This is a genomic window from Pseudomonas sp. W2-17, assembly GCF_041060445.1.
In the GTDB taxonomy this organism is placed as follows: domain Bacteria; phylum Pseudomonadota; class Gammaproteobacteria; order Pseudomonadales; family Pseudomonadaceae; genus Aquipseudomonas.
On the sequence record NZ_JAUFNS010000035.1, the window covers coordinates 1 to 14259 of the forward strand.

The following is a 14259-nucleotide window of genomic DNA, read 5'->3' on the forward strand; positions in this document are numbered from 1 at the left end:
GCTGGAAAACATCGCGAAAACCGAGTCGGAAAAGACTGATTATGCCCTATCGATGCTGTCAGAGAGGGGGAGCAAGCTCCCCCTCCGGACTTTCCCCGGACACTAGTGACGCTCTGCGTGGGAACGCCTCCCCCGGAAGCTGCGTGTACCTAATGACGCAGAGCGTCATGAACTGCATTACCACGCGGAGCGTGGGAACGATCAGACCGTCATCAACTTCGTTACCTCGCGGAGCGTGGGAACGATCATCTTCTGCTGCTGAATCCCCCTTCATTCGATGTCGCCCCAGTGCAAGCACAGGTCGCGCTGGTGCGCTTGATGCTCAGGTCTGCTGCGTACCTTGCATCGACGCGGCAGCCACCGAATTGCCGTGGGTCTTCAAGCCTTGAAAAACTGCCGAAAAGAGCTGAATAAAATAACGAGCCGACCCGAGGAGCATCCATGAAGTCATTTATTCGTCATTTCAGTTGCGCTGTGTTGATGCTGAGCAGCACCGTCCTGCTGGCTGCAGAACCCGCCAAATGCCAGAACGTGCGCATGGGTGTGGTCAACTGGACGGACGTCGTCGCCACCAGCGCTGTCGCCGAAGTGCTGCTGCAGAACATGGGGTATGAGGTCAAGCAGACCAGCGCCGCCCAGCAAATCGTCTTCGGCGGCTTGCGTGACGACCGGCTCGACGTGTTCATGGGTTACTGGAAACCGGCGATGGACAAGAACATCGCGCCCTTTGTGGCGGCCAATCAGGTCAAGGTGCTCGACGTGCCGAGCATGAGTGATGCCCAGGCCACGCTGGCGGTGCCGGATTACGTGGCGTCAGGCGGGCTGAAAACCTTCGGCGATATCGCCAAATTCAAGGACAAGCTCGGCGGCAAGATCTACGGCATCGAGCCCGGCACCGGTGCCAACGCCAACATCAAGGGCATGATCGAGAAGAACCAGTTCGGGCTCGGCGGTTTCCAGTTGGTCGAGTCCGGCGAAGCAGGCATGCTCGCCGCGGTGCAGCGCGCGATCAAGCGTAACGAATGGGTGGTATTCGTCGGCTGGACCCCGCACCCGATGAACATCAACATGAAGATCGCCTACCTGACCGGCAGCGAAGACGTGTTCGGCCCGGGCGAAGGCGCGGCGACCGTTTCAGTGGTCACGGCGCCCGATTACGCGGCTCGCTGCCCGAACGTCAGCAAGCTGATGAGCAACCTGAAGTTCACCGCCGCACAGGAAAGCCAGATGATGGTGCCGATCATGGACCGCAAGGCGCCGAACGACGTTGCTCGCCAGTGGCTCAAGGATCATCCTGAGGACATGAAGCGCTGGCTGGATGGCGTGACGACTTTCGATGGCAAAGATGCAGCAACTGCCGTGCAAGTGGCGGTGAGCAAATAAACACGCAGGCCTGGCCAAGGGCTCGGGCTGGAGCAGCCAATGCCCAAGTCTTACCTGCTGTCCCCCGAAATGACGGCGTTCGTGACCAAAACGCTAAGCTTCAGCAGCGCGTCCGAGGACATCAACGAGCAGCGCCGCGCGTATTCGCGGATGAGTGAAGCGTTCACGCCCACCCGTCCGGCGCATCTCGATGTAAGGGATTTCGCTCTCGGCGGCGTGGCGGTGCGCAGTTACCGACCTCGGCGGCTGTCCCTCGAACATCCGGCGCCGTGCGTGATGTACATCCACGGCGGCGGCTGGGTGGTCGGGGATCTCGATTCCCATGACTTTCTGACTGCAGCCCTGGCGGCCGACCTCAACGCCGTGGTCGTCGCCGTGGATTACCGGCTGGCGCCCGAATACCCGTTTCCCGCCGGGTTCGGCGACTGTCTGGCGGTCTGGCACGCCTTGCAGATTCAGGCGCAGCGGCTGGACATCGACCCGCGTCGCATCGCCATCGCCGGGGACAGCGCCGGTGGCAATCTCGCCGCTGCGGTGTGTCTGGCGCTGCGCGATTCCGGTGAGCGTCAGCCGGTCGGGCAGGCGCTGATTTACCCGGAACTGGGCGGCGCCAATGATCTTCCCTCGTGCCGTGAATGCGCCGATGCACCGCTTCTTTCCACCGATGAGCTGGGGTTCTACCGGCAGCTGTACATGGCGCCGGACGAACAATCGGCCTATGCCCGTCCGCTCCACGCAGCTGATTTCCATGACCTGGCGCCTGCGTTCATTGCCGTCGCGCAGTTCGACCCGCTGCGTGACGACGGCGTTGGCTACGAGCGCGCGCTGCGTGAAGCGGGCGTGCGCACCGAGTTCGATCCCGGCCTCGGGCTGCTTCACGGCAGCCTCAGGGCCAAAGGCCAGGTGCCGGAAGTCGACGTGCTTTATCAGCGACTGGTTTCTGCGCTGTTGGGCTTTGTTCGCGATCCGTTGTAGGGCCTTGCGCTAGCGCTTTGTCAGTGCTGCGCTGCAAATCCGCCACTCTGCTCTGCTTCCCGCCAACTGCACCGCCCTGACGGGTGAGTCAACTCGCCACGCGACAAAAGACCACGCAGAGCAAGTCCCAAAATGGGACTACTCTTTCAATGTCAGCTGACCTGGATCAATGCTCTGAACTGTATTGATCGAACTGGCCGCCTGACGCATCCCCCGGTCGCCGACCTGAGCACGAATCCAAGAGAACAAACGCCACACCTCGTACTCAATACACCGGGGGCAGTCGCTGAAGGCCCTGAGTCTGAAGCCAGTTCCACCTGATAGAGGAAGACCTATGTTCGGCTTAGAGGCGCTCGATCTCGCCCGAATCCAGTTTGCGTTCACCGTTTCATTTCACATTCTTTTCCCTGCCATCACCATTGGTCTGGCGAGCTTCCTTGCGGTGCTCGAAGGCTTGTGGCTGAAAACCCATGACAACACCTACCGCGACCTTTATCACTTCTGGTCGAAGATCTTCGCCGTCAACTTCGGCATGGGTGTGGTTTCGGGTCTGGTCATGGCGTATGAGTTTGGTACCAACTGGAGCCGCTTCTCCGACTTCGCCGGCGCGGTTACCGGGCCGCTGCTGACCTATGAAGTGCTGACCGCATTCTTCCTCGAAGCGGGTTTTCTCGGTGTCATGCTGTTTGGCTGGAACCGCGTCGGTCGCGGCCTGCACTTCTTCGCCACGTCGATGGTGGCAGTCGGCACACTGATTTCGACGTTCTGGATTCTGGCTTCCAACAGCTGGATGCAAACCCCTCAGGGCTTCGAGATCGTCGATGGCCGGGTGATTCCGGTGGACTGGTTCGCGGTGATCTTCAACCCGTCGTTCCCCTATCGACTGACGCACATGGCAATCGCCGCTTTTGTCGCAACAGCGTTCTTCGTCGGCGCCTCGGCGGCCTGGCATCTGCTGCGTGGCCGCGACAACCCTGCGATTCGCAGAATGCTGTCCATGGCCATGTGGATGGCGTTGATCGTTGCGCCGATTCAGGCAATGGTGGGCGACGCTCACGGGCTGAACACCCTTGAGCACCAGCCGGCCAAGATTGCAGCCATCGAAGGTCACTGGGAAAACGTCGGCGACGAGCCGACCCCGCTGATCCTGTTCGGCATCCCGGACATGAAGGAGGAGCGCACCAAGTACGCCGTCGAGATTCCGTATCTGGGCAGCCTGATCCTGACCCACAGCCTGGACAAGCAGATTCCGGCGCTGAAGTCCTTCCCGCCGGAAGACCGTCCGAATTCGCTGATCGTGTTCTGGTCGTTCCGCGTCATGGTGGCGCTGGGCATGCTGATGATCGCGGTCGGTCTGTGGAGCGCCTGGCTGCGCTGGCGCGGCGGGCTGTACACCAATCGCTGGTTCTTGCGTCTGGTCATGTGCATGGGGCCGGCCGGTCTGATCGCCATGCTGGCGGGCTGGTTCACCACCGAAATCGGGCGTCAGCCGTGGGTGGTCTATGGGCTGATGCGCACGGCCAATGCCGCCTCCCGCCACAGCGTTGAGCAGCTAAGCATCACGCTGGTGTTGTTCGTCGTGGTGTATTTCCTGCTGTTCGGCACAGGCTTCGGCTACATGATGCGTCTGGTACGCAAAGGGCCCAAAACCCACGAAGGTGATACTCCGGCACATGGCGGACCAGGGCAGAAACGCACTCCGGCGCGTCCTCTCTCTGCTGCTGATGAAAGCAGCACGGACCACCGCAAAGACAGCCTGACTGAGGGGAACTGAGCCATGGGTATCGATCTTCCACTGATCTGGGCCGTGATCATCATCTTCGGCGTCATGATGTACGTCATCATGGACGGCTTCGATCTGGGCATCGGGATACTGTTCCCGTTCATGAAAGACAAGACCGACCGCGACGTGATGATGAACACCGTCGCGCCGGTCTGGGACGGCAACGAGACCTGGCTGGTGCTGGGCGGGGCCGGCTTGTTCGGCGCCTTCCCGCTGGCCTACTCGGTCGTGCTTGAGGCGCTGTACCTGCCGCTGATCTTCATGCTGTTCGGGCTGATCTTTCGCGGCGTTGCGTTCGAGTTCCGCTTCAAGGCCACTGACGTCAAGCGGCACCTGTGGGACAAGGCGTTCATCGGCGGTTCCCTGGTGGCGACATTCTTCCAGGGCGTGGCACTGGGCGCGTACATCGACGGTATTCCCGTGGTCGACCGTGCCTATGCCGGCGGTGGGCTGGACTGGCTGACGCCGTTCTCGGTCTTCTGCGGTCTGGCGCTGATCGTGGCCTATGCCTTGCTCGGCTGCACCTGGCTGATCATGAAAACCGAGGGGCCGTTGCAGAAAGCCATGCACGATCTGGCACGCCCTTTGGCCCTCGCCACGCTGGTGGTCATGGCGATCGTCAGTCTGTGGACGCCACTGGCGCATCAGGCCATCGCCGATCGCTGGTTCAGCCTGCCTAACCTGTTGTGGTTCATGCCGGTGCCGGCACTGGTCATGCTGACGATGTACGGCCTGTTCAAAGCGGTGGCGCGCAACGCCAACTATGCGCCGTTCCTGTTGACGCTGGTGTTGATCTTCCTCGGCTACAGCGGGCTGGGCATCAGCCTGTGGCCGAACATCATTCCGCCGACTGTGTCGATCTGGGCAGCCGCATCGCCGCCACAGAGTCAGGGTTTCATGCTGGTTGGTACGCTGTTCATCATTCCGCTGATCCTGGGTTACACGTTCTGGAGCTACTACGTATTCCGCGGCAAAGTCACCCACGAACACGGCTATCACTAGCCGGTCGCGGCCCCGGTGTATCGCCGGGGCCGGACTGCGCGATAAGAGGGTTTAGCGATGTCGCTTAAAGAGTCTATTCAGCACGACGCCCGAAATCAGGATGAGCACAAGCGCGAAGTTGATCCAGCGCAGGGCAAGCCACTGTGGCAGCGCATCGGCTGGCTGGTGACCATCTGGACCGGCAGCGTACTGGCCCTGTTCGTGGTCGCCATGCTGCTGCGCATGTTCATGACGGCGGCAGGCATGAAATCGCACTGAGTGATGCTCGCTCAATAAAAAACCCGCTTCGGCGGGTTTTTTTGTGCGGTCATGTTGGCGTTGCAGCAACACTGCGGGAGCGAGCTTGCTCGCGAAGAGGTTTCTACTTACGCGCCTTGAGAATCACGAATTTCGGCGTCGCCGCCACTTGTTCCACGCCCCTGAACAAGCGCGCCAGTTTGCTGTGATAGCCCAGATGCCGGTTGCCGACGATGTACAGCGCGCCGCCGGTGACCAGTGCCGAGCGCGCCTGCTGGAACATCCGCCAGGCGAGGAAATCGCCGACCACTTGCTGCTGGTGAAACGGCGGATTGCACAGGATGACGTCCAGCGAATCGGGCTCCTGCGCCGCCAGCCCGTCACCTGCGTGAATCACCGCCGGGCGCTCGCCGAAGGCTAACGCCCAGTTCTCCTGCGCCGACTGCACCGCCATGAACGACTCGTCCACCAGTGTGTAATGGGCGTCGGGGTTGTCCAGCGCGCTGGCGATGGCGAGCACGCCATTGCCGCAACCCAGATCGGCGACCCGCGCTGAGCCCAGGCCCTTGGGCAAGTACGGCAGGAACGCCCTCGTGCCGATGTCCAGACCGTCGCGGCAAAACACGTTGGCGTGGTTGATCAACTCCATCTTTGGCTCGTCCAGCGTGTAACGGGTGGGGTAGGGCGAGGGCTGAACGGTTCTGGTTTCAGGGGTGCAGGACAGCAGCCGCGCCTTTTTCACCGCGAGGGATGCCTGCACCGGGCCGATGTACTCTTCCATCAGTTCGCCAGCCGAGCGGGGCAGGTGCTTGATCATCCCGGCAGCGACGACTTTGGCGTTCGGGGCCAGTTGGCCCTGCAAACGAATCAGCTGTTCTTCCAGCAGCGCGAGGGTCTTCGGCACGCGAATCAGCACCCAGTCAAACGGTCCGCTGAACGGCGCACTGGCGGGAATCACCTGCACTGCATCATGGGCCTGGTCACTGCGCACCAGGTTTTTTCTCAGCGCCTGAACGCCCAGAAACGAATCCGTGCTGCTGACCACCGTGGCGTGGGGCGCGAGACTCGCCGCCAGTGCGCCGAAGCTGTCGTTGAGCACCAGCACCCGCGTTTGTAGCGTCACGCCCTGTTCCGCGACGTGATTGAGCAGGTACTCGTCGGCGGCATCGAAGGCCTGCAAGGGCTCATCCGACTGTTCCGGCTGGCGGATCAGGTCGAGCTGGGCAAACGGGGTGGTAAGCAGCGGCATGGGCGGAGCAGTTCCAGTCGTTGATGGCGCGACCGGCGTGTCGGCGGCAGTTACACCGCCGGCGTGTCCAGGTTCGCAAAGCCGGCGATTTTACGTGTTTTTGCCCGGACGCACCGGGCTTTTCGCCCTGCCTCGTCTTGTGCCTAGATCACCCCATCTTTCGTTGCCTGGACCACTGCCGACATCTTGTTGCAGGCGCCGATCTTCTGGATGGCTTTGCCAACGTGGAAATTAACGGTGCGCGCTGTGACATCCAGGATCAACGCGACTTCTGCTGCCGTCTTGCCAGTCGCGGACCACTTCAATACCTCCACCTCTCTGATCGTCAGGCCCTTGTAGGTCAGCGTCTCCGCACTCGCCGTGCAGTCTTCCCCCAGCTTCCGAATACCCATCGTGTGCCTCCATGCTCAGTCTTGATCGTCCTGATCGAAGTCTAGGAAACAATCACGGCCCCGGATGGAGCGCGGTTCGTGGTCGCGTCGAACTACCGCCCCTATTGGCTGCAGACATGAGTTGGAAAATCTAATTTAATCAGAAGGTTAGGACGATTGTGTGCGTCTGCATGAATCACCTGGCGATAACGCCGATAGCGAAATGCTCTAAAAATCGCATCGGTTGTTGCGGATATCACTACAAACCGGTGGTGTTTATCACGGCGGGTTTGCGGGACACTGATCACCCATTTTTGTGAGACAGGAGCCAGGAGCGCCCCATGACGGCCAGTGCAGAGAAATTCACCCGGCAAACACTGTTGGACGTTACGCCGCTGACTCCCAGTCTCTTTACCTTTCGCACCACTCGCGATCCCGGTTTCCGCTTCACGGCAGGACAGTTCGCACGTTTGGGCGTGACCAAAGCCGACGGCACCACGGTGTGGCGGGCGTACTCAGTGGTGTCTTCGCCCTTCGATGAATTCCTCGAATTCTTCTCCATCGTGGTGCCCAACGGTGAGTTCACCAGCGAGCTGAGCCGGCTTCGTCAGGGCGACACGCTGATGGTGGAAAAACAGGCGGTGGGTTACCTGACCCTTGATCGCTTCACCGATGGTCGCGACCTCTGGATGTTATCCACAGGGACCGGCGTTGCGCCGTTTCTGTCGATCCTGCAGGACTTCGAAGTCTGGGAAAAATTCGAGCGCATCATTTTGGTGTACAGCGTCCGCGAGTCCCGGGAACTGGCTTACCAGCAGCTCATCGCCGAGCTGACCCAGCGCGAATACCTGGCCGAGTACGCGCACAAGTTCAGATTCATCGCAACGGTGACGCGGGAGCCGCATCCCGGTGCGCTCAACGGACGGATTACCACGCTGATCGAAAACGGTGAGTTGGAGAAGGCGGCCGGCGTCGCGCTGACACCCGAGCACTCACGGGTGATGATTTGCGGCAATCCGCAGATGATCGAAGACACCCGCGCGGTACTGAAAACCCGTGACATGCGCCTGGCATTGACGCGCAAGCCGGGACAGATCGCGGTGGAGAATTACTGGTAGGTTTGTGCTGCGATGACTGCTGCAAACCCTTTGTGGGAGCGAGCTTGCTCGCGAAAAGACCTGCTACATCCGCTAAATTTTTAGCGGCTGCAACGCCGTCTTTGTGAGCAATCTCCCTCCCACATGAACCGTGTTAGCGGTTAGACGAACCGATCAGGCGTCACCGGCAGTGGCGCAGCCGGCTTGTTGTTTTGCTCTTTCAGCAGGTCTCGGATTTCGCCCAACAGCAGCTCTTCCTTGGACGGGGTTGGCGGCAGGGTCGGTGCCTTGGCCTCTTCGCGTTTCAGGCGGTTGATCGCCTTGACGCCCATGAAGATGGCGAACGCGACGATGATGAAGTCGATCACGGTCTGGATGAACTTGCCGTAGGCCAGCACCACTGCAGGTGCAGTCCCTTCAGCAGGCCGCAGCATGATAGCCAGATCACTGAAGTCCACGCCGCCGATCAGCAACCCGAGGGGCGGCATGATTACATCGCCGACGAACGACGAAACGATCTTGCCGAATGCCGCGCCGATGATGATACCGACGGCCATGTCGACGACGTTTCCTTTTACGGCAAAGGCTTTGAACTCGCTTAGTACGCTCATGGGTGTATTCCTTTGTTACAGATGAGAGTGGTAAATGCATTGTAAGTCAGCTAGCTGCATCTCGCTTAATCCATGCAATCGACCGGGTCCATCCCGGTAAGTTTTATTTAATCCTCCAAAAGCATGCGTGGCCGATGGCGCCGCAACCGGCGGTTTGACGCATCGGGTATGATTGCCCCCTTTTTACATCGGGGGTGTCATGGCCAAGGCCAAACGCATGTACGGCTGCACCGAGTGCGGTTCGACGTTTCCCAAATGGGCCGGCCAGTGCAGCGAATGCGGCGCGTGGAACACCCTCGTTGAAACCGTGATCGACAACAGCACCGCAGCGGCGCCCAGCGGTCGCTCCGGCTGGACCGGCCAGCAGGCGCAGATCAAAACCCTGGCGGAAGTCAGTGTCGAAGAAATCCCGCGTTTTTCCACCAACTCCACTGAGCTGGACCGTGTCCTCGGCGGCGGCCTGGTGGATGGCTCTGTGGTGCTGATTGGCGGCGACCCCGGCATCGGCAAATCGACCATTCTGTTGCAAACCCTATGCGCCATCGCCGAGCGCATGCCGGCGCTGTACGTCACTGGCGAAGAGTCGCAGCAGCAGGTCGCGATGCGCGCCCGTCGGCTTGGCTTGCCCCAGGACAAACTGCGGGTCATGACCGAGACCTGCATCGAAACCATCATTGCCACGGCGCGCATCGAGCAGCCGAAGGTCATGGTGATCGACTCGATCCAGACCATCTTCACCGAACAGCTGCAATCAGCGCCCGGCGGCGTATCCCAGGTTCGCGAGAGTGCCGCGTTGCTGGTGCGATACGCCAAGCAGAGCGGTACCGCGATCTTTCTGGTCGGCCACGTCACCAAGGAAGGCGCGCTTGCCGGGCCTCGCGTCCTGGAACACATGGTCGACACCGTGTTGTATTTTGAAGGCGAGTCCGATGGCCGCCTGCGTTTGCTGCGTGCGGTCAAAAATCGTTTTGGCGCGGTGAACGAACTGGGCGTTTTCGGCATGACCGACAAAGGCCTGAAAGAAGTCTCGAACCCTTCGGCGATCTTTCTCACACGCGCGCAGGAAGAAGTCGCGGGCAGCGTGGTCATGGCGACATGGGAGGGCACCCGGCCGATGCTGGTCGAGGTGCAGGCGCTGGTCGATGACAGCCACCTCTCCAATCCTCGACGCGTGACCTTGGGTCTGGATCAAAACCGCCTCGCCATGTTGCTGGCCGTACTGCACCGCCACGGCGGCATCCCCACCCATGACCAGGATGTGTTTCTCAACGTCGTGGGCGGGGTGAAAGTATTGGAAACCGCTTCCGACCTGGCGTTGATGGCCGCCGTCATGTCCAGCCTGCGCAACCGTGCGCTGCCGGGCGACTTGCTGGTGTTTGGCGAAGTAGGCTTGTCCGGCGAAGTGCGCCCTGTGCCGAGCGGTCAGGAGCGTCTCAAGGAAGCGGCCAAGCACGGCTTCAAACGGGCCATCGTGCCCAAGGGCAACGCCCCGAAAGAGTCGCCGCCGGGCCTGACAGTGATTGGCGTGACTCGCCTGGATCAAGCGCTGGACGCGTTGTTCGAGTAAGGGCAGCGCGTTCTATAGATGTATCAGCGCGCCCAGCTCACGCTCCAGTTCATCGTGGTCGGCAATATTGAGCTCGATCAGCCGGCGCAGGTGCGTCACTGAATCGAGCTCGATGTGCTTGCAGACAAAGCCCAAGTGATTGTGATCATCGTGGGTTAGCTGCACCTCCATCACGACATCAATACCGTCCTGCAACTCGATGTCGACCATGAAGCGCTCGCCGGGATCGCCCTCCCAGGGTGACGGCTTTTCGATCAGCAACCCTTTGAGCGACAGGTCAATCAGCTGGACTGTCCAGGTTTTGCCGCCTTGGGTGAGCTTCGTTTTCGCGTCGAATGCAACACGTTTGAAGCGACGACGTTCATTGTGGTTCTCGGTCATTACGCTACTACTCCTTCAGCGCCTGAAGCGCCCGCTGCGTTGACTATAGGACAAATATCGCGCTAGACCATCGTGGGGGTAGCCTTTCGCTCCGGCGGCGCTAAACTCCGCTTGCTGAACAACAATAAGTCCACTCAGTTGGAAACAAAAAAAATGAAAAACAATAATGGTCTGCTGCGCCACGTGCCCTGGCTGATTGTTGCGATCCTTGGGGCCTGGGCTCTGGGTGTGGTTGCATTGCGTCGCGGGGAGGCGATCAATGCACTCTGGATTGTGGTTGCCGCAGTGGCCATTTATCTGGTCGCTTATCGCTACTACAGCCTGTTCATCGCAACCAAGGTCATGCAACTCGACCCGACCCGGGCAACCCCCGCGGTGCTCAAGAACGACGGGCTCGACTACGTTCCCACCAACAAACACATTCTCTTCGGTCACCACTTCGCGGCCATTGCCGGCGCCGGTCCGCTGGTCGGTCCGGTGCTCGCCGCGCAGATGGGCTATCTGCCCGGCACGCTGTGGCTGATCGCCGGCGTCGTGCTGGCGGGTGCGGTTCAGGACTTCATGATCCTGTTCCTTTCCACGCGCCGTAACGGTCGCTCCCTGGGCGACATGGTCCGCGAAGAAATGGGCCGGATTCCCGGCACCATCGCGTTGTTCGGCTGTTTCCTGATCATGATCATCATCCTCGCGGTGCTGGCGCTGATCGTCGTCAAGGCTCTGGCCGAGAGCCCATGGGGCATGTTCACGGTCATGGCGACGATTCCGATCGCGATGTTCATGGGCATCTACATGCGCTTCATCCGCCCGGGCCGTATCGGCGAGATCTCGGTGGTGGGCGTTGTGCTGTTGCTGCTGTCGATCTGGGTCGGCGGTCTTGTGGCAGCGAGTCCTGAGTGGGCGCCGATGTTCACGTTCACTGGCGTGCAGATCACCTGGATGCTGGTCGGTTACGGATTTGTGGCTGCCATGCTGCCAGTCTGGCTGGTATTGGCGCCTCGCGACTACCTGTCCACGTTCCTGAAAATCGGCACCATCATTGCGCTGGCGATCGGCATCCTGATTCTTGCGCCTGAGCTGAAAATGCCTGCGCTGACGCAGTTCACCGACGGCACCGGTCCGGTCTGGAAAGGCACCCTGTTTCCGTTCCTGTTCATCACCATCGCCTGTGGCGCCGTCTCCGGTTTTCACGCGCTGATTTCTTCGGGCACCACGCCGAAACTGCTGGATAACGAAGTCAACGCCCGTTACATCGGTTACGGCGGCATGCTGATGGAGTCGTTCGTTGCGATCATGGCCATGGTCGCGGCCTCGGTCATCGAGCCAGGCGTGTACTTCGCGATGAACAGCCCGGCGGCCATCGTCGGCTCCGACGTCGCTTCGGTCGCGCAGATGGTCAGCAGTTGGGGCTTCCTCATCACACCGGATCAATTGACCGCTGTGGCGAAGGACATCGGCGAAAACACCGTGCTGGCCCGTGCCGGTGGAGCACCGACGCTGGCAGTGGGTATCGCGCAGATCCTGCACCAGGCCTTCCCGGGTCAGAACACTATGGCGTTCTGGTACCACTTCGCGATTCTGTTTGAAGCGCTGTTCATCCTGACCGCAGTGGATGCCGGTACCCGTGCTGGCCGCTTCATGCTGCAGGACCTGCTGGGCAGTTTCGTGCCCTCGCTGAAACGTACCGAGTCCTGGACCGCCAACGCCATCGGCACCGGTGGTTGCGTCGCGCTGTGGGGGTATCTGCTGTATCAAGGCGTGATCGATCCGCTGGGCGGGATCAACACGTTGTGGCCACTGTTCGGTATCTCCAACCAGATGCTCGCGGGTATCGCGCTGATGCTGGCGACGGTTGTGCTGATCAAAATGAAGCGTCAGCAGTACGTCTGGGTCACCATCCTGCCGGCTTCATGGCTGCTGATCTGCACCGTGACGGCAGGCTTCATCAAGTTGTTCGACCCGAGCCCTGCGGTGGGCTTCCTGGCGTTGGCGAAGAAATACAGCGCGGCGGCGGATGCCGGTCAGGTGCTGGCCCCGGCCAAGACCATGGATCAGATGCAGCACGTGATCTTCAACGCCTACACCAACGCCACCCTGACCACGTTGTTCCTGTTCGTGGTCCTGAGCATTCTGTTCTATGCGCTGAAGGTCGGTCGTGCAGCGTGGGTCAAGAAAGAGCGTACCGACAAAGAGTCGCCGTTCCAGGCCTTCCCGGAAACCCATTGAGTGCGCTGTAACGCGAGGAGCTGCCTATGTTCAACGATCTGAGTCGCCTGGGTAAGTATCTCGGTCAGGCCGCCCGCCTCATGGTGGGCATGCCGGATTACGACAACTACGTTGAGCATATGCAGAAGACCCACCCGGACAAGCCGGTGATGTCCTACGAAGCGTTCTTTCGGGAACGCCAGGACGCACGTTACGGCGGGAAGGGCGGGCCCAAGTGTTGCTAATGATGTGACCCTTGGTCATGTAGGAGTGAGCTTGCTCGCGATCCGCTGATTCAGTCGCCGCTGTACTGACTGACATTTCGAATCGCCAGCAACCTCACTCCTGTTTTTTTTCAGCGAATTGAGGTCTTTTTTTTGTTCACACCTATCCCCGTCACGATCCTCAGCGGCTTTCTCGGCGCCGGCAAAACCACCTTGCTGCGCCATCTGCTCAAGGAAGAGCACGGCCTGAAGATCGCCGTGATCGAGAACGAATTCAGTGACGCCGGCATCGACACCCAGTTGCTGGGCGACGAGCCCGTGCAGGTCATGACCCTGTCCAACGGCTGCGTCTGCTGCACCATTCACACCGACCTCACCAAAGCGCTGTATCTGCTGCTGGAGCGGCTCGACAGCGGCGAGATCTCGTTTGATCGGCTGGTCATCGAATGCACTGGCCTGGCAGACCCCGCACCGGTGGCCCAGACCTTCTTCATCGACGAGGAGCTGCGTGAGCGATACATCCTCGACGGCATCATCACGCTGGTTGACGCGGCCCACGCCGACACGCACTTGGAGCAGACCATCGCCCAGGCGCAGATTGGCTTCGCTGATCGTCTGCTGGTGAGCAAGACCGATCTGGTGGATGAGGCGACCTTCAACGCACTAAGCGAGCGACTGACCCGTATCAACCGACGTGCGCCGATTCGCGTGGTCGAGCACGGCAAGATCGACCTCGCCGAACTACTGGATGTGCGAGGCTTCAACCTCAATGCCGACATCGGCGGCATGACCCTGCGCCCGGCGGCTCCGGCAGGCCGCTCCATCGACCGCATCAGCAGCCTGGTTCTGCGCAGTGACCAGCCGCTGGATATCGACAGGCTCAGCACCTTCATGAACGAGCTGCTGGAAGAGCACGGCAAACAACTGCTGCGCTACAAAGGCGTGCTGAACATCGCCGGTGAAGACCGCAAGCTGGTGTTTCAGGGGGTGCTGAAACTCTACGGATTTGATTTCGATGTGGCGTGGGCGGACGGCGAAAAGCGCGAAAGCGTGATCGTGTTCATTGCCGATGAACTGCCGGAAGAGAAGATCCGGGCCGGCTTTGCGGGCGTTGCTGCAGATTAGATATCGCGTGCGGGAATGGTCCGTAAGACGAGCTATGCCGCCTGCGTAGGAC

General features: G+C 60.5%; 14 protein-coding genes. 10 read left to right on the top strand and 4 right to left on the bottom strand.

Features of this window, described 5'->3' with window-relative positions; translation table 11 throughout:
• The first annotated feature begins 441 nt into the window (after positions 1 to 441).
• From choX to QWI20_RS26060, 5 genes are all read left to right on the top strand, one after another.
• Positions 442 to 1383 (top strand): choline ABC transporter substrate-binding protein, encoded by a 942-nt coding sequence (gene choX / locus QWI20_RS26040; protein ID WP_369307851.1) that lies wholly within the window; start codon positions 442 to 444, stop codon positions 1381 to 1383.
• A gap of 39 nt (positions 1384 to 1422) precedes the next feature.
• The gene (locus QWI20_RS26045) at positions 1423 to 2358 is read left to right on the top strand and encodes an alpha/beta hydrolase (protein ID WP_369307852.1); all 936 of its coding nucleotides are present in this window, start codon (positions 1423 to 1425) and stop codon (positions 2356 to 2358) included.
• Positions 2359 to 2692: 334 nt separating this feature from the next.
• Positions 2693 to 4132, top strand: a complete 1440-nt coding sequence (locus QWI20_RS26050) for a cytochrome ubiquinol oxidase subunit I (protein WP_192173262.1) — start codon at positions 2693 to 2695, stop codon at positions 4130 to 4132.
• 3 nt (positions 4133 to 4135) lie between these two features.
• Positions 4136 to 5143 (top strand): cytochrome d ubiquinol oxidase subunit II, encoded by a 1008-nt coding sequence (cydB, locus tag QWI20_RS26055; protein WP_122536680.1) that lies wholly within the window; start codon positions 4136 to 4138, stop codon positions 5141 to 5143.
• A gap of 57 nt (positions 5144 to 5200) precedes the next feature.
• The gene (locus tag QWI20_RS26060) at positions 5201 to 5401 is read left to right on the top strand and encodes a DUF2474 domain-containing protein (protein ID WP_369307853.1); all 201 of its coding nucleotides are present in this window, start codon (positions 5201 to 5203) and stop codon (positions 5399 to 5401) included.
• A 103-nt stretch (positions 5402 to 5504) separates the two neighbouring features.
• On the opposite strand, the gene QWI20_RS26065 is transcribed toward QWI20_RS26060, so the two are convergent.
• Both QWI20_RS26065 and QWI20_RS26070 read right to left on the bottom strand, forming a co-directional pair.
• Entirely contained in the window at positions 5505 to 6629 is a 1125-nt protein-coding gene (locus QWI20_RS26065) for a methyltransferase (protein WP_369307854.1), read from the bottom strand.
• A gap of 143 nt (positions 6630 to 6772) precedes the next feature.
• The gene (locus QWI20_RS26070; protein WP_369307855.1) at positions 6773 to 7021 is read right to left on the bottom strand and encodes a helix-turn-helix transcriptional regulator; all 249 of its coding nucleotides are present in this window, start codon (positions 7019 to 7021) and stop codon (positions 6773 to 6775) included.
• Between the two features lie 320 nt (positions 7022 to 7341).
• On the opposite strand from QWI20_RS26070, the gene QWI20_RS26075 reads away from it, so the two are divergent.
• The gene (locus tag QWI20_RS26075; RefSeq protein WP_192173258.1) at positions 7342 to 8118 is read left to right on the top strand and encodes a ferredoxin--NADP reductase; all 777 of its coding nucleotides are present in this window, start codon (positions 7342 to 7344) and stop codon (positions 8116 to 8118) included.
• 140 nt (positions 8119 to 8258) lie between these two features.
• Here the strand turns inward: QWI20_RS26075 and mscL are convergent, their stop codons facing one another.
• On the bottom strand, positions 8259 to 8708 hold the full coding sequence (gene mscL / locus QWI20_RS26080) for a large-conductance mechanosensitive channel protein MscL (RefSeq protein ID WP_133776875.1): 450 nt from the start codon (positions 8706 to 8708) through the stop codon (positions 8259 to 8261).
• 199 nt (positions 8709 to 8907) lie between these two features.
• Between mscL and radA the strand changes: the two genes are divergently transcribed.
• Positions 8908 to 10275, top strand: coding sequence for a DNA repair protein RadA (gene radA / locus QWI20_RS26085; RefSeq protein ID WP_074888638.1), 1368 nt, complete (start codon positions 8908 to 8910; stop codon positions 10273 to 10275).
• A gap of 12 nt (positions 10276 to 10287) precedes the next feature.
• Here the strand turns inward: radA and QWI20_RS26090 are convergent, their stop codons facing one another.
• Positions 10288 to 10656, bottom strand: a complete 369-nt coding sequence (locus tag QWI20_RS26090; protein WP_369307856.1) for a PilZ domain-containing protein — start codon at positions 10654 to 10656, stop codon at positions 10288 to 10290.
• Between the two features lie 153 nt (positions 10657 to 10809).
• Between QWI20_RS26090 and QWI20_RS26095 the strand changes: the two genes are divergently transcribed.
• The 3 genes from QWI20_RS26095 (at position 10810) to yjiA (ending at position 14207) form a co-directional block, all read left to right on the top strand.
• A complete protein-coding gene (locus tag QWI20_RS26095; RefSeq protein WP_369307857.1) occupies positions 10810 to 12879 on the top strand; it encodes a carbon starvation CstA family protein in 2070 nt (689 codons plus the stop codon).
• A gap of 26 nt (positions 12880 to 12905) precedes the next feature.
• A complete protein-coding gene (locus QWI20_RS26100; protein ID WP_065987541.1) occupies positions 12906 to 13103 on the top strand; it encodes a YbdD/YjiX family protein in 198 nt (65 codons plus the stop codon).
• 132 nt (positions 13104 to 13235) lie between these two features.
• Entirely contained in the window at positions 13236 to 14207 is a 972-nt protein-coding gene (gene yjiA, locus QWI20_RS26105; protein ID WP_369307858.1) for a GTPase, read from the top strand.
• The last annotated feature ends 52 nt before the right edge of the window (positions 14208 to 14259 follow it).